26 protein-coding genes are annotated in these 22375 nt (G+C 54.3%); all 26 read right to left on the bottom strand.

Going from position 1 to position 22375, the window contains the following annotated elements:
• Nucleotides 1-309: a hypothetical protein gene (locus EL26_RS12105; protein WP_038088922.1), complete on the bottom strand. Its 309-nt coding sequence runs from the start codon at nt 307-309 to the stop codon at nt 1-3.
• Between the two features lie 31 nt (nt 310-340).
• A complete protein-coding gene (locus tag EL26_RS12100) occupies nt 341-1774 on the bottom strand; it encodes a DUF342 domain-containing protein (protein WP_052036296.1) in 1434 nt (477 codons plus the stop codon).
• Between the two features lie 30 nt (nt 1775-1804).
• Entirely contained in the window at nt 1805-2596 is a 792-nt protein-coding gene (locus EL26_RS12095; RefSeq protein WP_038088918.1) for a sigma-70 family RNA polymerase sigma factor, read from the bottom strand.
• 22 nt (nt 2597-2618) lie between these two features.
• Nucleotides 2619-3047, bottom strand: coding sequence for a hypothetical protein (locus EL26_RS12090; protein WP_038088914.1), 429 nt, complete (start codon nt 3045-3047; stop codon nt 2619-2621).
• On the bottom strand, nt 3047-3526 hold the full coding sequence (locus tag EL26_RS12085) for a chemotaxis protein CheD (protein WP_038088912.1): 480 nt from the start codon (nt 3524-3526) through the stop codon (nt 3047-3049). The genes EL26_RS12090 and EL26_RS12085 overlap by 1 nt, the downstream gene beginning before the upstream one ends.
• Nucleotides 3523-4143, bottom strand: a complete 621-nt coding sequence (locus tag EL26_RS12080; RefSeq protein WP_038088910.1) for a chemotaxis protein CheC — start codon at nt 4141-4143, stop codon at nt 3523-3525. The genes EL26_RS12085 and EL26_RS12080 overlap by 4 nt, the downstream gene beginning before the upstream one ends.
• 5 nt (nt 4144-4148) lie before the next feature.
• The gene (locus EL26_RS12075; protein WP_038088906.1) at nt 4149-4625 is read right to left on the bottom strand and encodes a chemotaxis protein CheW; all 477 of its coding nucleotides are present in this window, start codon (nt 4623-4625) and stop codon (nt 4149-4151) included.
• A gap of 31 nt (nt 4626-4656) precedes the next feature.
• Nucleotides 4657-6729, bottom strand: a complete 2073-nt coding sequence (locus EL26_RS12070) for a chemotaxis protein CheA (RefSeq protein ID WP_038088903.1) — start codon at nt 6727-6729, stop codon at nt 4657-4659.
• Nucleotides 6730-6741: 12 nt separating this feature from the next.
• Complete coding sequence (locus tag EL26_RS12065; RefSeq protein ID WP_038088900.1) at nt 6742-7803, bottom strand: protein-glutamate methylesterase/protein-glutamine glutaminase; 1062 nt, start codon at nt 7801-7803, stop codon at nt 6742-6744.
• 28 nt (nt 7804-7831) lie between these two features.
• The gene (locus tag EL26_RS12060) at nt 7832-8704 is read right to left on the bottom strand and encodes a MinD/ParA family protein (RefSeq protein ID WP_038088897.1); all 873 of its coding nucleotides are present in this window, start codon (nt 8702-8704) and stop codon (nt 7832-7834) included.
• Nucleotides 8697-10058 (bottom strand): flagellar biosynthesis GTPase FlhF, encoded by a 1362-nt coding sequence (gene flhF, locus EL26_RS12055; RefSeq protein WP_038088894.1) that lies wholly within the window; start codon nt 10056-10058, stop codon nt 8697-8699. The genes EL26_RS12060 and flhF overlap by 8 nt, the downstream gene beginning before the upstream one ends.
• Entirely contained in the window at nt 10058-12091 is a 2034-nt protein-coding gene (gene flhA / locus EL26_RS12050; RefSeq protein ID WP_038088892.1) for a flagellar biosynthesis protein FlhA, read from the bottom strand. The genes flhF and flhA overlap by 1 nt, the downstream gene beginning before the upstream one ends.
• A gap of 15 nt (nt 12092-12106) precedes the next feature.
• Complete coding sequence (gene flhB, locus EL26_RS12045) at nt 12107-13183, bottom strand: flagellar biosynthesis protein FlhB (protein ID WP_038088890.1); 1077 nt, start codon at nt 13181-13183, stop codon at nt 12107-12109.
• Nucleotides 13184-13186: 3 nt separating this feature from the next.
• Nucleotides 13187-13972: a flagellar biosynthetic protein FliR gene (gene fliR, locus EL26_RS12040; RefSeq protein ID WP_038088887.1), complete on the bottom strand. Its 786-nt coding sequence runs from the start codon at nt 13970-13972 to the stop codon at nt 13187-13189.
• A gap of 12 nt (nt 13973-13984) precedes the next feature.
• On the bottom strand, nt 13985-14254 hold the full coding sequence (fliQ, locus tag EL26_RS12035) for a flagellar biosynthesis protein FliQ (protein ID WP_038088881.1): 270 nt from the start codon (nt 14252-14254) through the stop codon (nt 13985-13987).
• 22 nt (nt 14255-14276) lie between these two features.
• Nucleotides 14277-15035: a flagellar type III secretion system pore protein FliP gene (gene fliP, locus EL26_RS12030; RefSeq protein WP_038088877.1), complete on the bottom strand. Its 759-nt coding sequence runs from the start codon at nt 15033-15035 to the stop codon at nt 14277-14279.
• Nucleotides 15032-15664: a flagellar biosynthetic protein FliO gene (locus tag EL26_RS23770; protein WP_052036295.1), complete on the bottom strand. Its 633-nt coding sequence runs from the start codon at nt 15662-15664 to the stop codon at nt 15032-15034. Before EL26_RS23770 ends, fliP begins: the two co-directional genes overlap by 4 nt.
• 39 nt (nt 15665-15703) lie before the next feature.
• Entirely contained in the window at nt 15704-16066 is a 363-nt protein-coding gene (locus EL26_RS12020) for a response regulator (RefSeq protein ID WP_038088874.1), read from the bottom strand.
• A 22-nt stretch (nt 16067-16088) separates the two neighbouring features.
• A complete protein-coding gene (fliY, locus tag EL26_RS12015; RefSeq protein WP_038088871.1) occupies nt 16089-17474 on the bottom strand; it encodes a flagellar motor switch phosphatase FliY in 1386 nt (461 codons plus the stop codon).
• Entirely contained in the window at nt 17467-18465 is a 999-nt protein-coding gene (fliM, locus tag EL26_RS12010; protein WP_038088869.1) for a flagellar motor switch protein FliM, read from the bottom strand. Before fliM ends, fliY begins: the two co-directional genes overlap by 8 nt.
• A gap of 31 nt (nt 18466-18496) precedes the next feature.
• Nucleotides 18497-18844 (bottom strand): flagellar basal body-associated FliL family protein, encoded by a 348-nt coding sequence (locus EL26_RS12005; protein ID WP_038088866.1) that lies wholly within the window; start codon nt 18842-18844, stop codon nt 18497-18499.
• A gap of 73 nt (nt 18845-18917) precedes the next feature.
• Entirely contained in the window at nt 18918-19148 is a 231-nt protein-coding gene (locus tag EL26_RS12000) for a flagellar FlbD family protein (RefSeq protein ID WP_038088863.1), read from the bottom strand.
• A 17-nt stretch (nt 19149-19165) separates the two neighbouring features.
• On the bottom strand, nt 19166-19978 hold the full coding sequence (flgG, locus tag EL26_RS11995) for a flagellar basal body rod protein FlgG (RefSeq protein ID WP_038088860.1): 813 nt from the start codon (nt 19976-19978) through the stop codon (nt 19166-19168).
• Between the two features lie 91 nt (nt 19979-20069).
• Entirely contained in the window at nt 20070-20474 is a 405-nt protein-coding gene (locus EL26_RS11990) for a TIGR02530 family flagellar biosynthesis protein (protein ID WP_081857155.1), read from the bottom strand.
• A gap of 25 nt (nt 20475-20499) precedes the next feature.
• Nucleotides 20500-20892 carry a flagellar hook capping FlgD N-terminal domain-containing protein gene (locus EL26_RS26200; RefSeq protein WP_052036294.1) on the bottom strand — a complete coding sequence of 131 codons (393 nt, stop codon included), beginning with the start codon at nt 20890-20892 and terminating at the stop codon, nt 20500-20502.
• 15 nt (nt 20893-20907) lie between these two features.
• Nucleotides 20908-22353, bottom strand: coding sequence for a flagellar hook-length control protein FliK (locus EL26_RS11980; RefSeq protein ID WP_038088858.1), 1446 nt, complete (start codon nt 22351-22353; stop codon nt 20908-20910).
• Nucleotides 22354-22375: the final 22 nt, after the last annotated feature.

Here is a 22375-nt window from a genome sequence, read left to right as displayed (position 1 = left end):
TTACATTTTGATATCGAGACGGCTTCCCTTGTACGGATGCGGCGCTTCTTGCACCTCTTCGTCTTCGGGACGAGCACGCCGAGGGTACACCTTGCCCGCCGTTTGACCCTGCTTGCGGTCGCGCAACTCCGTGCGGGCGTTGTCTTCCGCTTCCCCCACCGTTTCTTCCTGAACGGTTGTTTGCCGGGTCAAACTCTCCCCGTCGACCGCATTTTGCAACGAAGCCTGATTCTGTTGAATCTGCTGGTTGCGGCTGTTGTCGAGAGTGCGGGGCAAGGCAACTTGCAATTCAATAGGTTTCAAAGACATGACGACTCCCCCTCCAGGGTGTTTCGCCTGACTAGAAACGCGAAGTCGAGACCTCGCCGTCTGAAATGCCGTAGACGATCGGACCGCGTTGCGGGTCGCGCAGGTAGGTCACCTGTTGACCCAGGGTGAGTTTCACCCCGGCGTACGCCACTTCCGTGACGAAGACTTTCGCGTTGCGCGTATCGAGCAAGATCACTTCGATCTCCGAGCGGCGATACATCAACTCTTCTTCTTCATGCTGGTAGTGTTCGTAGGTGTGGGTGAGATTTTGACGCAGCGCTTCTTTTTCCGGCGGCAGTTGATTGCCGACTCCCGCCATGTTCTCGAGAAGTGCGAGCGCTTTCTTGGTTTTGTCCATATGCAAGTACAATTCCTTGAGACGCGCTTGCAGCTCTTGAATCTCGGTGCGCAGATGCGGGTGCACGCCGACTTCCACTTCCGACGGCGTCGCCATCGGAGACCCGAGCGTTCTCGTGCGCACTTCCTCGCCGGCACGCACCAAACCGCCGACGATCACCGACTTCTGCGCCTCCATCAACACGTGGCGTCCGGCTGAGATGTGACAATGCATGATGCTGTCGCGAACGATGACGTCAACGCCCGCTTCAACGTTTGCGCCCTGCATGAAGCGGGAGCGCACAGTGCCCGAAGCCTTGATCAAGCCTTTCGAGCGCATTTGCACGCCGCCGCGAATCAGCACGTCCCCGCCCGCTTCCAAGATCGCGCCGTCAACGAAACCGGCTACTTCAATGTCGCCGGCCGCCACCACTTTAAAGCCCGGCAACACGCTGCCGTTGATTTTAACATTGCCCAAAAACTCAATGTTGCCGACGGCAAAGTCCACATCGCCTTTGACTTCAAAAACGTCGAACACGTTGATTTTGCTTTCCCGCGGGTTGTAGGACACGTGCCCGTCCACTTCTGCAAGCAAAGTGAAACCATCCTCGGCAATCGTGGTGTTCTTGCCGTTTGGAAGCCGAACATCGCGCCCCGGTTTCGCCATCAAAGCGGCTCCCCCGACGCCGACGCCCTGAATGCCTTCTGTGGCCGGCTTCTTCCGAGCCAAGATCTGACCCTTGGTCACGGTGTTGACAACCCCTAAGTTGTAAAAATCCACACGGCCGTCTTCCAGCATGCGCGGGGATTGTTCGTGTTCGTTGTTGATCAGGATCTCAATGGTGGCATTCTCGCCGTTGATCGGCTCTTTGCCTGTCGCAACCTTGCTCTTGCCGCCGATGAAACCGCGCGGGTTCATGACGATCTGTTGGCAAGACACCATATCCACCCCGTAAGAGACACCGTTCTGACGCAAGTGTTCCACTAAACAATCATAGGTCAGAGCCGGAAGCTCCTGTTCTTGTAACAGGGCCTCGCTTAAACTCAAAGAGGCGGTCAGACCGCCTTGCTCGATGGTGACCTTGGAGTTCTTCGCCCACCAGCTCATCTCTTCTTGTCTAGTCGCCATCGTATCACCCCCTGATCGAATCCCCTCAGCTCACGTTCTCAGTTCTTTTTTTCTGCGGCTTAAGGCCCCCCGCAAGCGGTAAATCGCCTTGGTATGCAGCTGAGACACTCGTGAAGAGGACAGCTCCAAAATCTCTGCAATCTCTTTAAACGTAAACTCTTCGTAGTAGTGCAACGTCACCACAAGACGTTCTTTCTCCGGCAACCGCTCTAACACGCCGGCCAAAAGCGTCTGTCGATCCGCCCGTTCCAACTCCGTCAGCGGCTCCCGAGCGTTCGGGTCGAGAATCGTGTCGGAGACCAACAGATCGCTGCTTGAATCTTCCTTGGCCAACATGCCGTCAAGCGATACCAAAGGAGACACGGAAAGTTCGTACAACACGCTCTGAAAATCGGAGACGCTCATGTTTAGACGTTGTGCAATCTCTTCGTCCTTGGCCGAGCGAAGGGTCTCGTGCTCAATTTCCGCATAGGCGGCTTCGATCTCTTTGGCTTTGGCGCGCAGAGAGCGGGGAACCCAATCCAAACTGCGCAGCCCATCCAACACAGCTCCGCGAACTCGGTGGGTTGCGAACGTATGGAACTCATAGCCCCGGCCCGGATCAAAACGCGTGACCGCGTCGATCAACCCTAGGGTGCCCATGCCGATCAAGTCGTCGGTGTTGGTGGGGCCGTTCCAATGGCTCGTCATTTTGCGCACCACTTTGTGAACAAGTGGAAGATGCGCCAGAACCAGAGCATCCCGCGACTGCTTGTCACGATGCTGCATGTATCGGGACCACAGTTGTTCATGCTCTTTGTTGCTTCGATTCTGCTCTTGCATCTCTCCACTCACCACCCTTCACCTATTCATCAAGATGTCGCAACGCGTCAGCCAGTTTTTCAGGGTCGATCTCCTCAAATTTGTCCTTGGCGGACACAGGGTTCGAGTTCCAAGGCACGAATTCGGCGGAGATATCTTCCGACGTCTCCTCCGATTCTTCGTTCGAGGATTTCGCTCCCTTCTTCTGAGGCTGCTCGGGAAGCAACAAGTCCAGATGTTTGCCGAGCACTTCCGCGTGTGCGTCTTCTTGGGAACCGACAAACGTTTTTAACGCAACTCGAATGATATAGCCTAGGAAAAAGGCTCCAAAAAGTCCAACAGCGCCGCGGAAAATGCTCGTGACCACGGTATTGCCCGCAGCGAGACTCAATCCACCCGTGAAGAAAAACCCCACAACGCCAAACGCGACCGGGATCCCAATGTCTGCAGGTTTGCGTTTGTTTGTATCCATTACAGTGTGCTGACTCCTTGCTTTGCCGTTCGAATAACCAGAGAACCGTCAACAGAAAATAGCTCTATCGTTCGGCCGCAATTTCCCCCTGTGTCCTCTGCCACGACCGGAATCGTGCTCAGACGAAGCGCCTCTTTCACCGCTTCCACGTTGCGCGGTCCGATGCGCATCAAATCGCTTTGTCCGGCGAATGTGAACATCTGCGCCCCTCCTGCAAGTTTCGCGTTCATGCGGCGTCTGTTCGCCCCTTTTTTCTCCATGAGTTCGATCAGCAGGGGCACGGCGGTGTTGGCATACTTGGCACGATTCGTCTCATTGGGATTGGCTGAAGTCGGAAGCATGATGTGCGCCAAGCCCGTGATCTTGGTTTGGGGATCGTACAGCGCGATCCCCACACAAGACCCAAGACCTGTTGTGCGCAACGAATCTTCTCCGTCCGCCACGTTCAAGTCGGCCATCCCCACTCTGATCACTGTCATTGGATATCCACCCCTAGTGCATGGAACAGAATCCGCACCGAACCCGGGTCCGGCAACATGAAGAAATGACCTTCGATGTTGCGCGCTCCTTGAACGAATTCTGTATCGACGAGTAAAGCGTAGTCGGCACCCAATTGAACCAATCCAATGCTCAAGATGGCGCCTGCCATGTCAACCGCGATGGCGGGAGGTGTCGGGGACATTTCTTTTTTGGTGAAATCGGCGAGCGACGAGAGATACGAGCCGGCCAAGATGTTGCCGATCTCCTGCAAAGCGGAGATTTCCATCTCGGAAAACTCATCGGGTTCCGCAGAGCCCATGCTGCCCACCAGATCGGTCACCAAACGTTTCGCACTTTCAACTTGCAGCAAGAAGAAAATGCTCCCCGGGATCTCGCCTTCAACACGCAGGAAGATCCCGATGACAAATTGTTCAGATCCGCCTACAATCTCCGAGATCTCTTCGAAACCGACCACCGAAACGCGCGGCACGTTCATCTGAATCTCCGAGCCGAGCAACTTGGAGAGTGCCGTGGCCGCATGCCCGGCGCCAATGTTCCCGACTTCGCGCAGAACGCTCAGCTGAAATTCGCCTAAATTACGAATTTCTTCACTCATCACGACTACCTCTCCATCGAGGACATCGCTTGAATCTCTTCGTTGCTCAGAACTTTGTCCAAATTGAGCATGATCAACAGACGATCCGAAAGTTTTGCAACACCGCGCAGGTACGCTTTGTTGATGCCGCCGACTACAGCCGGCGGTTGTTCGATTTTGTTGACCGGAATGTCGATGACGTCGTTGGCTGCGTCTACGATCAGACCGACTTCCATGTCGTCCACCGCCACGATGATGATGCGTGTGGTATCGGTGTAGTTTTCTTCCCCGAGGTCAAAACGGGATTTCAAATCGATGACCGGGGTGACGATCCCGCGCAGGTTGATGACGCCCTTGACGAAGTCCGGAGTGCGCGGTACGCGGGTGATTTTTTGCATGTGTTCAATGGAACGAACTTGGTTGACTTCCACGCCGTATTCCTCATCGACCAAACGGAAGACGATGACCTTGATTTCCTCTACGATATCTTTGTGCTCCAACATGACAATTCCCTCCTCAATTAAGTCCCAACGATTATTGAATCAGTGCGTTGCAGTCCATGATCAGCGCGACTTGGCCGTCGCCGAGGATGGTGGCCCCGGAGATGGCGAACACGCCGCCGGTCAGGTACTTGCCCAGCGATTTGAGGACGACTTCTTGCTGTCCGATGAAGGCATCTACGACGAGGGCCGCCATCTTGTCGCCTTTGCGGACGATGACGACGTTCTCTTCCTCAAGGCCTTGCGGCTCCGGACGCGGAATCGAGAAAATCTCTTCGAGGGACAACAGCGGGACGACGCGGCCGCGGAAGTCGATCACAGCTTGCTTGTGAACGCGCTTGACGTCCGCTTTGTTGATGATCGCCGTCTCGATGATCGAGCTGAGCGGAATCGCATATTTCTCATCGGAGATCTGCACGAGCATCGCTTGGATGATCGACAAGGTCAGCGGCAGTTGAATGCTGAACTTCGTGCCTTTGCCCGGTTGCGACTGGACGAGCACGCGACCGCCGAGCGATTCGATCTTGGTCTTGACTACGTCGAGGCCGACGCCGCGACCCGAGACGTCGGAAATCTTCTCCGCCGTGGAGAATCCGGAATGGAAGAGCAGATCGTATACTTGCTGATCCGTCATGTTTTCCGCTGCGAACGGATCGACGATGCCCTTCTCGATCGCTTTCTTCAACACGCCCGCCCGGTTGATGCCGTTACCGTCATCGGTGATTTCGATGAAGACGTGATTGCCGGAGTGGAACGCAACCAGTTCGACTAGACCCGTTTCGTCCTTGCCGTTTTGGCGGCGAGCTTCCGGGTTCTCCAAACCGTGGTCAAGCGAGTTGCGCAGCAAGTGAACCAGCGGATCGCCGATCTCATCGATGACGGTGCGGTCGAGTTCGGTTTCTTGTCCGCGGATGACGAAGTTGACTTTTTTGTTGAGATCGCGCGCGAGGTCGCGGACCATGCGCGGGAAACGGTTGAAGACAGTCTCCACCGGGACCATGCGAATCGTCATGACGATGTTTTGCAGGTCTGTAGAGATACGGCTCATGTGCTCGACCGTTTCGTACAGGCTTTGGTTGCCCAACTCCCGTGCGATCTGCTCCAGACGAGTCCGGTCGATAACCAACTCGGAGAACAGGTTGATCAGAACGTCAAGGCGCTCGATGTCAACGCGAACCGATTTGCCCAATTGCGGCTTCCTGGCGTCGTGCGCTGCCGCTTTCGGAGCTTCTGCAACCGATGCTGTTGCCGCTGCTTGCGAAACGGCTTGCACGATCGGCTCCACGTGGGCAGCAACCGCCGGAGTCGGCGCCGCCGGTTGAGCCGGCGCCTGATGCACGTCGATCTCCGTCACTTCCACAGAAGCGACTTCCGAGACGTTCAAACCGGTCTTGCGGACTTTTTCGATATCTTCTTGCGTGACGAGCACGAGCATGAACTCGTTCTCGAACTTCTCTTCTTCGAGGTCTTCCACGCGCGGTTCCGACTTGATGATTTCCCCGACGCGCTCGTACGCGTCAAACACCATGTAGGCGCGGGCTGCGCGCATCACGCACTTCTCTTCGAGACGGACGACGATCTTATACCCGGTGAACCCCTTCTCCTTGGATTGTTGGAGAATGGTGGACTCGTATTCGTTGAGATCGAGGTTGTCATTGGACTCTGCTTCTCCTGCTGCAGCAGCAGGAGCGACGGACGCACTCGGCACTGCGGCCGCTACCGGTTTGCCGGAAGCGATCGCTTTGAGCTGCGCGACGAGAGCCTCGACGTTCACGCCCGCATCTGTGCCGGTTTCGATGATTTGGTGAAGCTGAGTTTCCAACACGTCGACGCAGCTGAAAAGCACGTCCATCACTTCTTGCGTAACGGCGAGTTTTCCGTTGCGCATCAGGTCCAGACCGTTTTCCATATCGTGCGTCAGGTGCGCCATCTGTTCAAAGCCCATCGTTGCCGCCATGCCTTTGAGCGTGTGAGCGGAACGGAAGATGACGTTGACGATGTCAAGGGATTGCGGGTTTTGCTCCAAAGCGAGCAGGTTTTCGTTGATCGCCTGCAAATGCTCTTTTGATTCCTCAATGAACATATCCAAATATTGATTCATGTCCATGTATGACACCTCCTAGCAATTCCAAGGCTTCGTGAGTTCGTCCGCGATGCGGTCCAACGGGGCGATGATGTCAACGCAGCCCTTGGCGATCGCTGTGCGGGGCATTCCAAAAACAACGCATGATTCCTGTGCTTCCGCGATCGTGCGACCGCCTTGGGCTTTGATTTTTACCATTCCGTTTGCGCCATCTCCGCCCATTCCCGTCAGTATCGCAGCTCGTATCCGAACACCGCGAAGTTCTGCCAGCGAGTCATACATGGTGTCTACAGCGGGACGATGACCGCCAACCGGCGGCTCTTGATTCAATTGAATCACATACGTGCCGGGCGACTTCTCCACAATTCGCATGTGGTAGTCCCCGGGGGCGATATAAACATGTCCTTGCTCCAACACTTGCCCGTCCTGTGCTTCCTGCACCGAGACCAAGCAGAGATGGTCAAGCCGCTGTGCCAGCGAACGGGTGAAGCCCGCCGGCATGTGCTGCACGACCACAACAGGCGCCGCAAGCGTTGCCGGCAGATGAGAAAGCACCATCTGCAGCGCGCGCGGCCCTCCCGTAGAGGTGCCGATCGCCAAAATTTCTTCGACACGCTTCGACGTACGCAACGGTTTGGGCGGCGCGGGTGTCGGTTTTGGTTGCGGCCTAAAATACTTCGTGCTCTGGACGACTTGTTCCTTTTTTGCGGCGGCTTTAATTTTATGAATCAGATCCTGTCCGACCTTTGCCAAATCAAGCGAGATCGAACCGGATGGTTTTCCCACGAAATCGAACGCGCCCAGTTCCAAGGCTTTGATCGTTGCGTCAGCCCCTTCTTGCGTGAGGCTGGAGAGCATGATGGTCGGCAACTTGTATTTGCGCCAAATCATCGGCAACGCTTCAAGGCCGTTGAGCACCGGCATCTCGATGTCCAGCGTCAAGACATCCGGCTTCAACTGCGGAATCAATTCAAGCGCTTCCTGACCGTTCTTTGCTGTGCCAACTACGATGATTTCAGGGTCCGACTTGAGAATGTCGCTGATGATGCGACGCATAAGTGCTGAATCGTCACAGACGAGAACTTGAATCGGCTTCATCCCGGTCATTCATCCTTTGGTTCCAAGTTTATCGAAACAGTCGTACCATTCGATGTAAAAACTGTTTCATCCCTTTGGGAGGCGCATCCTGTTCCGCTTCTCCGTGGAGTTGAGTTTGAATCATCTGTTTCAGACTTCGGGATGCCGTCGTTTCCGGGTGCGCGATGTAAAAAGGTATCTGTTGCTTTACCGATTTGGTCACGTTCGGATCATCCGGCAGGATGCCCAGCATCGGAATCTTCAAATTCAGGAAGCGCTCGGCCACGAGGCTGACCTTGTCTGCAGCTTCCCGGCCTTCCCCGACCGTTTGCGCACGGTTGACCAACAACTTCAAATGTGCGGACGGATCTCGGTTAACAACCATCTTGATCAGCGCATACGCATCGGTGATCGACGTTGGTTCCGGCGTTAAGACGACGAAGATCTCGTCAGCTGCCAAGATCAAACGCAACGATTGCGCGTTCAACCCGGCTCCTGTGTCAATCAACACGTAATCCGCGTATCCCTGCAACTGACCCAACTGCTCCACCAGATAATCAAACTGTTCCGGTTGAAGGTCGAGCAGATCTTGAAATCCAGAGCCGCCGGCGATGAATTTGATGTCCATCGGGCCGGTCTCGAGGATCTCCCACAATGTGGCTTCCTTGCGAATTAATTCAGCTAAGGTCTGTTTCGGTTTCACTCCCATCAGCACGTCGATGTTTGCAAACCCGACGTCTGCGTCAAGGATGACGACTTTCTTCCCCTGTTCCGCCAACGCGAGGGCGTAATTCAGAGTGAAATTCGACTTGCCGACTCCTCCCTTGCCGCTGGAGATTGTGATCACCCGCGTCTCTCGGCCGGACGCAGCGCGGTTGGCTTGCGCGACCATCGAACGCAAACGCTGTGCCTGATCATGCATCGGACTTCTCTCCCACCAACAGAGTCGCTACTTTCTCGGCGGATGCAAGTTCGATGTCATCCGGAACCGTCTGACCTGTGGTCAGATAAGAAAGGGAAATGCCGTGACGGACGACCAAGTTGTAGATCGAACCATAGCTTGTGGTTTCATCCGCTTTGGTGAACAGGTACTTCTGAATGGGAATCTGCTCAAAGTTCTGCACGATGTCCGACAGGTCGGTCGACTTTGAAGTCAGAGCCAGCACCAGATAGGTCTCATCCGGAGAGAGCACTTTCAAGTACGGTTCCAACTCTTGCACATTCAGCCGGTTGTGGTAATTGCGTCCCGCAGTGTCAACGAGAATCAAGTCGTAGTCGGCGAATCTCTCCATGGCGCGTTGCACATCGTCCGGTGAGTAACAGACTTCCAGCGGCACGTTCAGGATCGTCGCATACGTGCGCAATTGCTCGACCGCTGCGATCCGGTACGTATCGGTGGTAATCAGTCCGACTCTCCGGCCGTAAGTCAACACTTGCCCGGCTGCCAACTTTGCAATCGTCGTGGTTTTGCCGACGCCGGTCGGTCCCATGAACGATACGACACGGGTGGTTGGAGCGATGGGGGACGGTGCCCCGACCTTCTCCAACTCCTCCCTAATAAACTTTGTCAAAATACCTCGAAATTCCTGCTCCGTGATGTCCTGAACTTGTGGAAACTCGCGAATTCCCCGTTCGACAAGGTCATCCACCTGCTCTTCTGCCACCCCGTTTGCCAAAAGTTGTTTGCGAACCGTGTAAACCGACTCCGGAAACATCTTGTGATTGTTGGCGTTGATCAAGCTGCGGATCAAGTGGCGAAGGTCTTGTACTTCTCGCAGTACAGTGTCGTCTTCCTCCGTGCGGGCCGAGACGACGGACGGTTCGGAAGCGCCGGCAACCGCTTCGGATCGAACTGCGGGAGTTGCCGAAGGCGTCTGCCGCGTCGACTGTGCAAGTTGTGTCGACGGGAGCGGCGATGTGACGGGCGGAGTAGCAACAGCCGCTTGGAACGCCGCCACAGCCGCCACAGGGTCCGAATGCTCGCTTTGCGCCAGCGGCTCAAGCGTAGCCGTGGCGCTCCCCGCCTGCGGGCGGGATTGTTGTTGGTACGCACCCACCGCGAAGTTGCGCGGCAACGTCGCCGGAACCGGACGATCCGCTGGTTTTTCTTCGTTGGCCGCCGCGATTACTTCGATGTGAGTTTTGCTGAACAGCCCGAGGAACCCCCGGCTTTGCACTTTCTTGGTCGAGAGAATCACGGCGTCTTTGCCGAGGTCTTCCCGAATCAGTGCGACTGCTTCCGGCATTTCTTTGACCATATAGCGTTTGACCAGCATTACAGATTCACCACCCCTCCGCTTTGAACATCAACTGTTGTATCGAGTTCGTTAAAGGAAAGCACCGCCACGTCGGGCAAGACGCGCTCAATCAACTTGCGCACATGCATGCGGGTGTTCGGCGAAGTGAGCAGGAGCGGAGGGTGCCCTTGGTTTGTCACCACTTGCACCTGTTCGGCCAACTTCTGGTAGATCTGCTGAGAGACGCGCGGGTCAAGCGCCAGGTAAGTTCCTTGGTCGGACCCTTGGATGTTGTCGAGCAACAGCTTCTCCACGTTCGGGCTCAGCGTGATCACCTTGAGCGGACCTCCTCCCGCTTTGTATTGGTTCGTAATCTGACGGGACAGCGCCTGGCGAACATACTCTGTCAGAATGTCAGTATCCTTGGTATACCCAACATAATCGGCCAAGGCCTCCAGAATGGTAACCAAGTCTCGAATGGAAACTTTTTCACGCAGCAGGTTGATGAGCACCTTCTGCACTTCCCCGATCGACAACTGGTTCGGAACCACTTCGTCGACCAGCGCCGGGTAGTTCTCGCGCAGCGAATCGATGAGTTGCTTGGTTTCTTGACGGCCCAGCAGCTCGCTGGCATGTTTGCGCAACACTTCTGTCAGGTGAGTTGCCACCACCGAAGGCGGATCGACAACGGTGTAACCGGCGAACTCCGCCTGTTCCCGCATGTTGTCGGTGACCCAGAGCGCCGGCAAACCGAACGCCGGTTCCTTGGTCGGGATGCCGACGATGTTCTCGTCGTCAAATCCAGGACTCATGGCGAGATAGTGGTCAAGCAGCAGTTCGCCGCGCGCGACTTCGTTGCCCTTGATCTTGATCACATACTCGTTGGGGCGCAGTTGGATATTGTCTCGGATGCGGATGACCGGAACCACCAAGCCCATCTCCAACGCAAACTGACGTCGAATCATGATGACACGGTCGAGCAAGTCGCCGCCCTGATTGACATCGGCAAGCGGAATCAGCGCATAACCGAATTCGAATTCGATCGGGTCGACTTGAATCAAGGAAATCACGCTCTCCGGACTGCGCACTTCTTCTTGTTTCGTCTCTTCCACCTGCTCCAACTCACGAATCGTCTCCAGTTTCATCGAGCGCTGCATCAGGAATCCGCCGTATACGATAAGTCCGGCCACCGGCCAGGTCTTCAGCACACCGATCGGCGTGAACAATCCCATCAACCCGATCACGCCGCCGACGATGAAAAGCATCTTCGGATACGCGAGCAGTTGCTTGGTGATATCTTCGGAAAGATTGTTGTCAGAAGCGGCTCGGGTTACGACGAGACCGGTTGCCGTCGAAATCAGCAGCGCCGGAATCTGCGAAACCAGACCATCGCCGACCGAGAGAATCGTGTAGTTCTGCATGGCTTGCGTTGCCGATTCACCGCGCATCGCCACCCCGATGACAAACCCGGCGATGATGTTGATGGCCACGATGATCATCCCGGCGATCGCATCGCCTTTGACGAATTTCGAAGCACCGTCCATCGCTCCGTAGAAATCGGCTTCGCGTTGAATTTTCGAACGTTTCTCCCGAGCTTCCCGCTCGGTGAGCAAGCCTGCGTTCAAGTCCGCATCGATGGAGATCTGCTTACCCGGCATCGCGTCCAAGGTGAAGCGGGCTGCAACTTCCGCAACGCGCTCCGAACCTTTGGTGATGACGATAAATTGGATAATGACAAGAATAAGGAACACGATAAAACCGACGACCGCGTTCCCACCGATAACGAACGTCCCGAAAGTGTGAATGACGTCCCCGGCCTCTCCGGAAGAGAGGATGGAGCGAGTCGACGACACGTTCAGAGCCAGCCGGAACAACGTTGTCAAAAGCAACAAGGATGGAAAAATCCCAAATTCAAGCGGCTCCTTGGTATTCATCGCCACAAGCAAAATCGTCAAGGCGATGCTCAAGTTGATGATCAACAAAAAATCCAGCAAAAAAGTAGGCATAGGGATGACCATCATAACTACGATCCCGATGACAGCCCCGATTACACCTAAGTCCTTGAGTTTCAACTCGGTCCCTCCTACCTACACCTTGCCTTTTAGTCTGTATACATACGCGAGCACTTCGGCAACCGCTTGGAAGAGATCGCCTGGAATCGACTCCCCGATCTCAACCGTTCTGTAGAGCGTTTGCGCGAGTGGGCGGTTTTCGACGCAGATCACGTTGCTTTCGCGGGCGATTTTTTTGATGCGTTGGGCGGTTTCGTCGACACCCTTGGCGATCACCTGCGGAGATTCCATAGAGTTCGAATCATACTTCAGGGCGATGGCAAAGTGCGTCGGGTTGGTGATGACGACGTCCGCTTTGGGGACGTCCGCCATCATGCGGCGCATCGCCATAGCGCGCTGACGCTCTTTGATTTTGGCCTTAACTTCAGGGCTCCCTTCTTGTTGCTTGTACTCTTCCTTGACTTCTTGCTTGGACATTTTCAAGTTGCGTTCAAAGTCGAAACGCTGGTAGAGAAAGTCGGCGACCGCGAGCGCCAACATGGCGAAACCGACTTTCCAGAAGATCCCGTAGGCCAAGGAAGCGACGACAGAGAGCATGTCGGAAACATCCATGTCGCCAAGCCGTGAAACTCGAACCCAGTCCTTGCTGATTTCACTGTAGACGATGAAGCCGATAGCTCCCATTTTTAAGATCGACTTCAAAAGGTCCACGAACGTACGCATCGAGAAGATCCGCTTAAATCCCGAGAGCGGATTGATCTTGGAGAAGTCAGGCATGAGCGGCTTTAAAGTAAACAACGTGCCCACTTGCAAATACGAGGTGAAAGCACCGATGACCATGACAACGCCGGCAATCGGCAGAATCAGTTTTGCCAGTTGCAAAAGCATTTCTATGAACAACGGAATCACCGATTGATCGGTGAGTTGGTACGTCAACTTGCTGGTGAAGTTCACCTGAAACAAGTGCGTCAACTGGTTCATGTAGTACCCGGAGAGAAGTTTCAAGGTGAAAAGACCGCTCAAGAGCACAGCCGCTTGGCCGAATTCTTGACTTCTCGCGACCTGCCCTTTTTTTCGGGCGTCTCCCCGTTTCTTGGCTGTCGGTTTCTCTGTCTTCTCACCTGCAAAGTACTGGAGATTTAATTTGATCATGACTTATCCTCCCAGCACTCGCAAAAGGGTGTCCATCTTGTCGAACATCGTATGAAACAACCCGCGAAGAAGATAAACAAAAGCCGGCATCACCACGATGATCATCAGTCCGCCAACCACGGTCTTCACAGACATTCCCAGCGCAAACACGTTCATCTGCGGCACAGCTTTTGAAAGCATCGCAAACCCGAAGTCTACCAAAAACAGTGTGGCGACCACCGGGATGGCCACTTTCAACCCCAGCAAGAACATCGCCGAGAACGTCTGCATCAGCACCGACATCAGGTTGTCCGAAACCTGAAAAACGCCGATCGGCACGAAATTGTAGCTTTGCAGCATTGCTGTAATCAATCCGTGATGTCCGTCAAGACCCAGAAACAGCAAAAACGCGAGTGCATACTTGAATTGACCGGTCAGCGGCGACGAGGCGCCGGACATCGGGTCAAAAACGTTTGCCATCGCGAAGCCGATCTGAAGGTCGATGAACATCCCTCCCACCTGAACGGCGGCGAAGATCATCGCGGCAGTCAAGCCGAGTGTCACTCCTACCATCGCTTCTTTGAGCAAAACCAGCACCAAGTCGGCAAACGAGGCTCCCGCGTACGAAGCACCCGACTCCGTCGCAGCGATTGCAGGTGTAACGATGATCGTCAACAAAAAAGCCAGCCCCGTTTTCACGGCCGCCGGGACGTTCCGGGTTCCAAAAAACGGCGTCAGGAAAAAGAAGCTGGACATGCGGACGAGTACTAGGAGAAAGATCTGCGTATACTGAAGTGCGACATCTAGCATCGGATATCGCCCCTATCGAATAAACGAACTGAGGTTGCCTAAAATTCCACGCGTAAAGTCCAGAGTCAGCGACAGCATCCACGGCCCGAAGATCAACATCGCGGCGAACACCGCAATTAACTTCGGAATGAACTGCAACGATTGCTCTTGAATTTGCGTGGTGGCTTGAAACACGCTGACGATCAACCCGACCAAAAGTCCGACCCCAAGCAGTGGCGCACAGATCTTGAGCATCGTCCAGATGGCGTTTTGACCGAGCGAGAGTACAAAATCACTGCTCACGCGCTACACCCTTCCCAAACCCTTATTGGTAACCGGTTAACAGGGACTTGACGACGAGATACCAACCGTCGACCATGATGAACAACAAAACCTTGAACGGCATGGAGATCATCACTGGCGGCAGCATCATCATCCCCATTGACATCAACACACTCGCGACGACCATGTCGATGATCAAGAACGGGATGAAGATCATGAACCCTAGCTCAAACGCTGTCTTCAACTCACTGATGACATAGGACGGAACCAACGTGGAGAGCGGAATGGCTTCCACGGAGTCAGGCAACGCCTGCTTGCGGTAATCCAAGAACAGTTGCAAGTCCTGCGGGCGCGTCTGGTTCGCCATGAAGTGCTTCAGAGGAACCTCGGCTTGGGTCAGCGCTTGCGTCTGTGTCAGTTGACCGTGCAAGTAGGGTTGAAGTGCCTGGTCGTTGATCTGGTTAAAAGTCGGATACATAACAAACAACGTCATGAACAACGCCAAACCGACCAGCACCTGCGTCGGCGGCATCTGTTGCAACGCCAAAGCGTTGCGCACAAACCCTAACACCACAACGATGCGAGTAAAGCAGGTCATCAATACCAAGATGGACGGCGCCAACGAAAGCACCGTCAAGATGGTGATGATCTGCAAGGAAGTCGCAACGGATTCAGGGTTGTCCGAGGTCGAAACGCCGATGTTCACCCCTGGGATGACGGTCCCCTCGGCAAGCGCCGGATGGGACCACGTTAGAGCCAGCAGCATGACGACGAAAAGAAAGAGAACTCTCAAGTTTTTCATTTCGATGGATCCTGCCAATCGTCGACCGTCTGTTGACGCCTTTCCTTCAAGTTGTGAAGTTTTTCTCGCAAAGCGGCGTCAAACGGCAATTCTTCCACTTGTAGTTCTTCGGCCTGTGCGTTTGCTTTGGGGCGCAGACGATTCATCCAAGTTTGCAAACCGGGCACAGGACGCACCATCGGTTGCTGGGCATTCTCCCGCAATTGTTCGATCAGTTGCGCATCTGTCACGGTATCGAGCAGCGTAACAGTTTCCCCCACCCCGAGCAGGTAGACTTTGTCCCCTACGGAGATCAAGTGAACCGAGCGATCCTTCCCCAGTGCCTGAGCGCCCAACGACTGGAACGCTTGATTACGAGACAGATTCGTTTTCTGGGAAAGGAAGCGAATCAAAAAGTAGATGATTGCGATGATGATCCCCAAGGCAAAAACCAATTGCAGCAAGGACCAAAAAAGCGAACCATCGCCTGTGGCAGTTGGTAGCTCCGCCGGAGCGGTGCCTTTTTGCTTGTCTTGAATCGCCTTCGTGACGTTTTCACCAACCGCCAACACATGAGGTGGGGAGGCAAACCAAAGGGTACCCAGTGCAACAGACCAAGTCGTTATCGTGCGAGGTATTGTCAGTCGCATGACCCCACCCTTTCTAAAATGTTGACGTTCAGGGAACGCTTAGCCCAAAGTTTTCTTGATCGCTTCGATAACACGATCTGCTTGGAACGGTTTGACGATGAAGTCCTTTGCACCCGCTTGAATCGCATCGATAACCATCGCTTGCTGGCCCATTGCCGAGCACATGATGACACGAGCGTTGGCATCAAACGCACGAATTTCTTTCAGTGCGTGAATCCCGTCCATCTCCGGCATCGTGATGTCCATCGTAACGAGGTCCGGGCGCAATTCTTTGTATTTTTCAACAGCTTGTGCGCCGTCTTGTGCTTCGCCTACTACGTTGTAGCCATTGCGGGTAAGGATTTCCTTAATCATCATTCGCATGAATGCCGCATCGTCAACGATCAAGATTTTGTGAGACATTGTTTGGTTCCCCCTAGTCTAATTACTGTAATTTGCGAACTCGTTCTGCCGGTGAAATGATATCAGTTACCCGTACACCAAAGTTTTCGTCAATGACCACGACTTCTCCTTTGGCGACCAACTTGTTGTTGACCATGATATCAACCGGGTCCCCCGCCAATTTATCCAATTGTACGATGGAACCGGGTACGAGTTCCAAAATGTCGCGAATTAATTTCTTCGTACGTCCTAACTCAACAGTAATCGAAAGCGGGATATCTAGCAAGAGGTCAAGATTCCCTTGTGAGCCAGTCATCTCGGACGTCTCGAACGATTGGAATTGAGCAGCTTGTACATTGACATTCGGCTGAACCGGACGCGGTTGATTAGTAGCGGCCTGCGCAGCCGGATCTCCATACCCCGGATATCCTTGCGGCGGGTATTGTTGCGGATACGGAGGATACGCGTATTGCGGCGGATACGGCTGCGGATACGGCGGGTAACCGGCAGGTACTTGTTCCGCATACATTGGTTGCGGCGGATAGTTCTGCGGTTGTTGCGGCGGATATTGTCCGGGAACGCCGGAAGAAACTGGTGCTTCATACATCGGTTGTTGAACAGGCTGCGGTTGGGCTGCAGGCTGTTGCACAGGCGCTGCCGCAGCGACCGGAGTCGGTTCCGGCATGGACGCTGCAGGAGCAGATTGCGGAGCCGGAGCCGGAGCCGGTTCAGGCTCTTCGCTCATGCCGCCCGTCAGTTTGGAGATCATGTCTTTGGCGAACGAAACCGGAACCAATTGCATGATGTGCGAGTCGATCAACGTGCCGATGATCAGTCGGAACGAAATCTTGATCAAAACTTCGTCATCCGGGAATAGAGACGCCGACTGCTTGTTGTCAAAGTCCATCACGTCCACGATCGGCGGAGTGATGTTGACCATCATGTTGAAAATCGTCGACATCGAGGTGGAAGCGGAGCCCATCATCTGGTTCATCGCTTCCGCCACCGCGGAGAGATGAAGTTCGTTGAGTTCGGACGGAGCTGTCGTTCCGTCTCCCCCCATCATCAGGTCCGCAATGATCTGTGCATCCTCAACGCGAATGGCCAAGACGTTGGCCCCGATGAACCCGTCCGTATATTCCACTTTGATCGCCACATGCGGCAACGGGAAATCGTTGCTCAAGGAGCTGCGGAGAACGGCTGTCACTTTCGGGGTCGTGATGTCTACTTTTTGTCTCAACAAAGTCGAAAGCGCTGTTGCCGCTGTTCCGAACGAGATGTTCCCGATCTCTCCAAGCGCGTCGGTCTCGAAGTCGCTCAGGTAATCGCTCAAGCGGATTCCGTCCGAGTTCGGATCGGTGTCGTCGTCGTCGCCATTCTGCCTAAGGAGCGCATCGATTTCTTGTTGAGACAACACATCTTTATTCATCTGCGCCCACTCCTTCTTCTATTACTTGTGAAATCTGCACCGCGACTTTGCCGCGTACGGTTCCCGGCTGTCCCAAGAACTTCAAGCGTTCTCCCACTTTCAGTTGGAGCTTCGCTTTGACGTCTTGATCCAGCGAGATGACATCTCCTACATTCAAAGCGAGAAATTCGCCTACGGAGATCGTCGAGGAACCCAACTCTGCAATCAACGGCACTTGGGTCTTCCCAAGGTTTAGACGGATGGCTTCCCATTCCTCCGAGAAGTCCTTGGTGCTTTTCGAAGTACCCATCCAGTAGTGGGTGGAGAGTTTGGGGATGATCGGCTCCAACACAACGTGCGGCATACAGATGTTGATCATCCCGGTAATTTCCCCGATCTTGGTCGACAAGGAGACAACGGCAACGGTTTCGTTTGGCGACACCAGTTGCAAGAACTGAGGGTTGACCTCCAAATGATCGAGTTCAGTCACCAATTCTGCGACGCCCTTCCAAGCTTCCTCGAAGTTGTCGAGCGCCCGCCCGAACACGCGTTCCATAATCGTCATCTCGATCTCCGTCAAGTCGCGCAGGATATCCGTCCCCATGCCGGCACCGCCAAGCAAGCGATCCAGCATCGCGTACGCGATGTTCGGGTGGACTTCCATCACGAACTTGCCTTCGAGCGGTCTGCAGTTGAAGACGTTCAAAATGGTCATCTTGGAGATCGATCGAATGAATTCTTCGTAAGGCAGTTGATCGACAGAGACCACAGAGATCTGGACGAACGTTCGCAATTGGGCTGAAAAGTATGTGGTAAGCAGGCGCGCGAAGTTTTCAAAGATCCGCGTGATACTGCGGATGTGGTCTTTGGAAAACCGCATGGCGCGTTTGAAATCGTATACTTTGATCTTGCGGTCGGTGTCTTCCTTGCGAATTTCTTCAGCAGAGATTTCACCGGTAGAAAGCGCGGATAAAAGGGCATCGATTTCACTTTGTGACAAGACCTCAGCCATCGGTCATCACCTCCTTTGTCCCAGGGTGTTCTTATTGAACAACGATGTCGGAGATGTATACGTTCGTCACTTTCCCCTCAAGCATCACTTTGTTCAACTCGCCAATCAAATTAACTTTCAGAAGCTCGATGCCTTCCGCCTTCTCCAGGTCTGCCTGCGTCGTTTTGTGCAGGACAGCGTTGATGATATCGCGGACTTGCACTTTGCGTTCTTCCAGTTCGGTCTTCATCTTGGAGCTGTCGCCTTGGATGGAGATCGTGGCTTGAATCAGCGAGTTGCCCGCCAGGTTGGTCGTCATCTTGCCAATGTCGAATTGGCTGGCCAACAGTTCCTTGGCCGACGGCACTTTGGGTTCATCGGCGCTTTTGGCACCAAACATCTTATACCCGACAAGGCCGAGAACGCCCACCAAAATTACAGAAATAATGACCAGTAAGACAATATTAAATGCCTTATTCCGAAACATCTGTCTCCTCCGCATTCTGTTGGACTTGCACAGCAAGAAGTCCAACTCTTCGGTAGTAACCCTCGACCATCTTCAGCACTTCTTCGACAGTCTCACGTACGATCAGCTTCTTCCCGTTGACAAGCGTGATCACAGTATCAGGCGTAGATTCAACCTGCTCGACGAGCGTCGCATTGACGTACACCGTCGAGCGGTTGAATTTAGTGACCGGAATCATGGTCTACGATTCACCGATTATCCGCGCTTGAGGTTGACGACTTCTTGAAGAATTTCGTCAGCAACGGTGATCGTGCGGGAATTCGCTTGGAAACCGCGCTGTGCCACGATCATTTCGGAAAATTCATTGGTCAGGTCGACGTTGGACATTTCCAGCGCGCCGACTTGAAGAGTGCCAAGACCGACGTCGGTGCTGCCCGGAGCGCCGAGTTGCGGGTCGCCCGAGTTTCCGGAAGTACGGAACAAGCTCCCTCCGACTTTCTCCAAACCGGACGGGTTTGCAAACTTCGTCAACCCGATGGTCGCCACCGGTGTTCCGTCGGTCGTGCCGTCGTTCAGGACGGTGTAGAGGTTGCCCTTGGAGTCGAACGTGTACGACTTGACGGTCGTCATGTCAACAACGATCGGTTGCCCATCCGCACCCGCGACTTTCCAGCCGTCGGAGTTCACCAAGTTGCCGGCGTTGTCGAGGTAGAAATTCCCTTGACGGGTATAGAACGTCTCGTTGTTGTCATTGACCAAGGTGAAAAAGCCGTTGCCCTGGATGGCAAAGTCCAACGGGCGGTTCGTGACTTGGGTCGAACCGTCGTTCATGACGGTGTCAATCGCCGAGATCGTCGAACCCAAGCCGACTTGGATCGGGTTGGTGCCGCCGAAGCCTTGGGCCGGGGCGCCCGCGCCTTGCATGGTTTGGCTCATGATGTCTTTGAACATGACACGGCCAGCCTTGAAACCGGCGGTGTTGACGTTCGCTACGTTGTTGCCGATGGTGTCCAACTTGGTTTGGAAACCTCGCATACCAGAGATACCCGAGTAAAGAGAGCGCAGCATGTGTTAGTTCCTCCTCTTAGTGGGTAGTAAACCGCGTCTGTCATTCGGCGGTTCAGGGCCTCCACATTGTGGGCCAGCCCAAGAAATTTCATCAAGCAAAAACAGCACTGTCGATGTTGGTAAACACATGGTCGTTCATGTGTGCTTGATCAACGGCGGTGATCACCGTTCGATTCCTGATGTTGATCAAATACGCGGTGTTCTTGTAGACCACCAGAGACTCACGTCCCCCTTTGGCGGCCACCCGATCGATGGCGCTTCCAAGACGAGTCATGTCCTCCTGGCTGAGACGAATATTCCGATTTCGCAGGCGATCCAGCGCATGCGCGGAAAACGTGACCGGTTGTTGCGATTGAGCTTGAAGTTGTTTCTTCAGTTCATCTTGAAAGGAAACCGTACCGACCGCACGATTTGCGGAAGGGTTCTTTCGGATTGGCAATTCTGCTTGGGGAGCGTTCGGCAGCGAAACAGGCCGCATGGGCCATCCCTGACTCACAAGTTACACCCCCTGATGCCGTGATTTACTTTTTCTTGACTTCAATGATCTGACTCAGGTCAATCATGTCGTCTCCGATTTGGACCATGACGTTGCCGCCAATCGTCTGAGCGGAGATCACTTCACCTTCCTGAATCGTACCGTCCGACCGTTGATAGCCGGCAATGTTGCCGATCATCTGAGTCCCGAGTGCAAGCGAGTTCACTTGGTAGACTTTGTTCGTCTGCTCCAAGGCGCTGAACTGCGCCATCTGGGCGATAAACTCCTTATCCTGCATCGGCTGAGACGGGTCTTGGTATTGCAGTTGGGTGATCAAAATCTTCAGAAAGGCGTCGCGATCGAGATCCTTATGCGCAACAGTTGTCGTGGTGGGACGCGTGTACGAAGACGGATCGAAGGTAATGTTGTTGGATGCCATCTGGAATCTCCTCCTCTACGCCGTGACGTCAAGGCTTGCTTCATCTGTTGTGTCCGTTTCTTCTGCGAACGCCGCTGCGTCGGCCGCGTCCAACGCGTCGATCGTGAAGCGTTCACCGCTTTGTCGTCGGTTGGACTCTTTGCCGGATTGGCCGCCTTGGAAGCCCTGACCGGATTGGCGGTCTTGCGGGAGTCCGCTGCTCAGACTGCCGTTGTTGTTTTGGTTGGTGCTGTTGTTGGTGTTCGCGGACGAAACTTCGATGCGGTCCAACTGAATGCCTTGAGCTTGCAATTGTGACTTGAGGCTCGAAAGGCTCGAATCCAACAGTCCCTTGGTCGCGCTGCTGTCAGCAGACATTTGCAAAGAAATCTGGTTGCCGACCGCTTGCACGCGCACTTCGATCTCTCCGAGACCCTGCGGTTGCAAGACGATGCGGAACTCATGTCGTCCCGGTGCTTCAAGCATTGTGGCACGCTTGACGACCAAGTCGGCAAATTGATTTTGGAATTGGTTTCCTTGCATATTGATGACGGTCGGAAGCTTCGCGAGGCGTTCTGCGTTCACGCTTTGCAAAGGTGTTTGACCTCCGGCGAGCAGGTTGGTCATCCATTGCGTCGCATCAAGAGGGGTCCCGCTTGACTTCGCTTGCTCTTGGGTCGGGTTGTCGGAAGAAAGCAACGCGGCCGTTAAAGCGGAGACTTGCATACCCTGGACAGCCGTTGCTTGACTGCTTGGGACCACAGACACCGTTTGCGCTTCAGGTGTTGCCTGCACTTGCAAATTCACAGCGGTGATCGTCGCAGCTTGCAGCTTGCCAAATTGCGGTTGCTTGGTTGCCGTCGTATTCGCTCCGGTCGACGGAGTGTTCGTCGACGCTTGGCCGTCGGTTCCCTCTGCTTGGAGCAGTTGCGCAAACAAGCTTTCCATCAGAGCCGCAGCTTTCGGCGATGCCAGAAGCAACTGAGGGTTCTGAACCGTTTGTTGCACGAGGTTTGTCAACGCTTGACCAAAGTCGGAAAGCACCTCCGGATGAGCGCTCAGCACTTGACCCGAAGGAAGGCTTGGGTTCTCTTGCAAGACCCCCAAAAGCTTTGCGGAACCTCCGAATTGTTGTAACAATTGGGCTAAATCTCCGCTTTGCAACGGAAGGCCTGCCACTGGAACCGCCATCGTGCGATTGCCGAGCATGACGTCTGCTGCAGAGGTTGTGGTTTTCACACCGTCTGCCGTCATCACTGTCGGCATTTGCTGCTGAAGAGCGAGCGGATTGAGGCCGCCGGCCAGCAGAGCAAGAACAGCCGTCATCGGATCGGTTACTTTCTTCTCAGAAGTTTGATTTCCGGCGTTTTGCAACAAGTTGTTAAAAACCGACTTGCCGCCATTCGACTTCGTCGACTGCGCCGTCCCGGTCGATACCGCAGAACCGCTTGCAGCCGGAGTTGAGGTCACTTGAATTTCCATTGTCTTTCACCTCCTTTCAAAG

The sequence above is a fragment of the Tumebacillus flagellatus genome, assembly GCF_000714935.1.
GTDB classification, from domain to species: domain Bacteria; phylum Bacillota; class Bacilli; order Tumebacillales; family Tumebacillaceae; genus Tumebacillus; species Tumebacillus flagellatus.
Note: the sequence above shows the minus strand (reverse complement) of the source record. Positions and strands in the feature narration are given on the sequence as shown.

Bases quoted from the DNA above. Each gene is read 5' to 3' on its own strand.
- flhF (WP_038088894.1), bottom strand. From the start codon at position 10,058: ATGCTGGTCAAACGCTATATGGTCAAAGAAATGCCGGAAGCAGTCGCA.
- EL26_RS12085 (WP_038088912.1), bottom strand. From the start codon at position 3,526: ATGACAGTGATCAGAGTGGGGATGGCCGACTTGAACGTGGCGGACGGA.
- EL26_RS12005 (WP_038088866.1), bottom strand. From the start codon at position 18,844: ATGTTTGGTGCCAAAAGCGCCGATGAACCCAAAGTGCCGTCGGCCAAG.
- flgG (WP_038088860.1), bottom strand. From the start codon at position 19,978: ATGCTGCGCTCTCTTTACTCGGGTATCTCTGGTATGCGAGGTTTCCAA.
- EL26_RS12095 (WP_038088918.1), bottom strand. From the start codon at position 2,596: ATGCAAGAGCAGAATCGAAGCAACAAAGAGCATGAACAACTGTGGTCC.
- EL26_RS11980 (WP_038088858.1), bottom strand. From the start codon at position 22,353: ATGGAAATTCAAGTGACCTCAACTCCGGCTGCAAGCGGTTCTGCGGTA.
- EL26_RS12070 (WP_038088903.1), bottom strand. From the start codon at position 6,729: ATGGACATGAATCAATATTTGGATATGTTCATTGAGGAATCAAAAGAG.
- EL26_RS12090 (WP_038088914.1), bottom strand. From the start codon at position 3,047: ATGGATACAAACAAACGCAAACCTGCAGACATTGGGATCCCGGTCGCG.
- EL26_RS12080 (WP_038088910.1), bottom strand. From the start codon at position 4,143: ATGAGTGAAGAAATTCGTAATTTAGGCGAATTTCAGCTGAGCGTTCTG.
- EL26_RS12105 (WP_038088922.1), bottom strand. From the start codon at position 309: ATGTCTTTGAAACCTATTGAATTGCAAGTTGCCTTGCCCCGCACTCTC.
- fliR (WP_038088887.1), bottom strand. From the start codon at position 13,972: ATGCTAGATGTCGCACTTCAGTATACGCAGATCTTTCTCCTAGTACTC.
- EL26_RS12065 (WP_038088900.1), bottom strand. From the start codon at position 7,803: ATGAAGCCGATTCAAGTTCTCGTCTGTGACGATTCAGCACTTATGCGT.
- fliM (WP_038088869.1), bottom strand. From the start codon at position 18,465: ATGGCTGAGGTCTTGTCACAAAGTGAAATCGATGCCCTTTTATCCGCG.
- EL26_RS26200 (WP_052036294.1), bottom strand. From the start codon at position 20,892: ATGGCATCCAACAACATTACCTTCGATCCGTCTTCGTACACGCGTCCC.
- EL26_RS12000 (WP_038088863.1), bottom strand. From the start codon at position 19,148: ATGATTCCGGTCACTAAATTCAACCGCTCGACGGTGTACGTCAATGCG.
- EL26_RS12100 (WP_052036296.1), bottom strand. From the start codon at position 1,774: ATGGCGACTAGACAAGAAGAGATGAGCTGGTGGGCGAAGAACTCCAAG.
- EL26_RS12020 (WP_038088874.1), bottom strand. From the start codon at position 16,066: ATGTCTCACAAAATCTTGATCGTTGACGATGCGGCATTCATGCGAATG.
- EL26_RS12060 (WP_038088897.1), bottom strand. From the start codon at position 8,704: ATGCATGATCAGGCACAGCGTTTGCGTTCGATGGTCGCGCAAGCCAAC.
- EL26_RS12075 (WP_038088906.1), bottom strand. From the start codon at position 4,625: ATGTTGGAGCACAAAGATATCGTAGAGGAAATCAAGGTCATCGTCTTC.
- EL26_RS23770 (WP_052036295.1), bottom strand. From the start codon at position 15,664: ATGCGACTGACAATACCTCGCACGATAACGACTTGGTCTGTTGCACTG.
- fliP (WP_038088877.1), bottom strand. From the start codon at position 15,035: ATGAAAAACTTGAGAGTTCTCTTTCTTTTCGTCGTCATGCTGCTGGCT.
- flhB (WP_038088890.1), bottom strand. From the start codon at position 13,183: ATGATCAAATTAAATCTCCAGTACTTTGCAGGTGAGAAGACAGAGAAA.
- fliY (WP_038088871.1), bottom strand. From the start codon at position 17,474: ATGAATAAAGATGTGTTGTCTCAACAAGAAATCGATGCGCTCCTTAGG.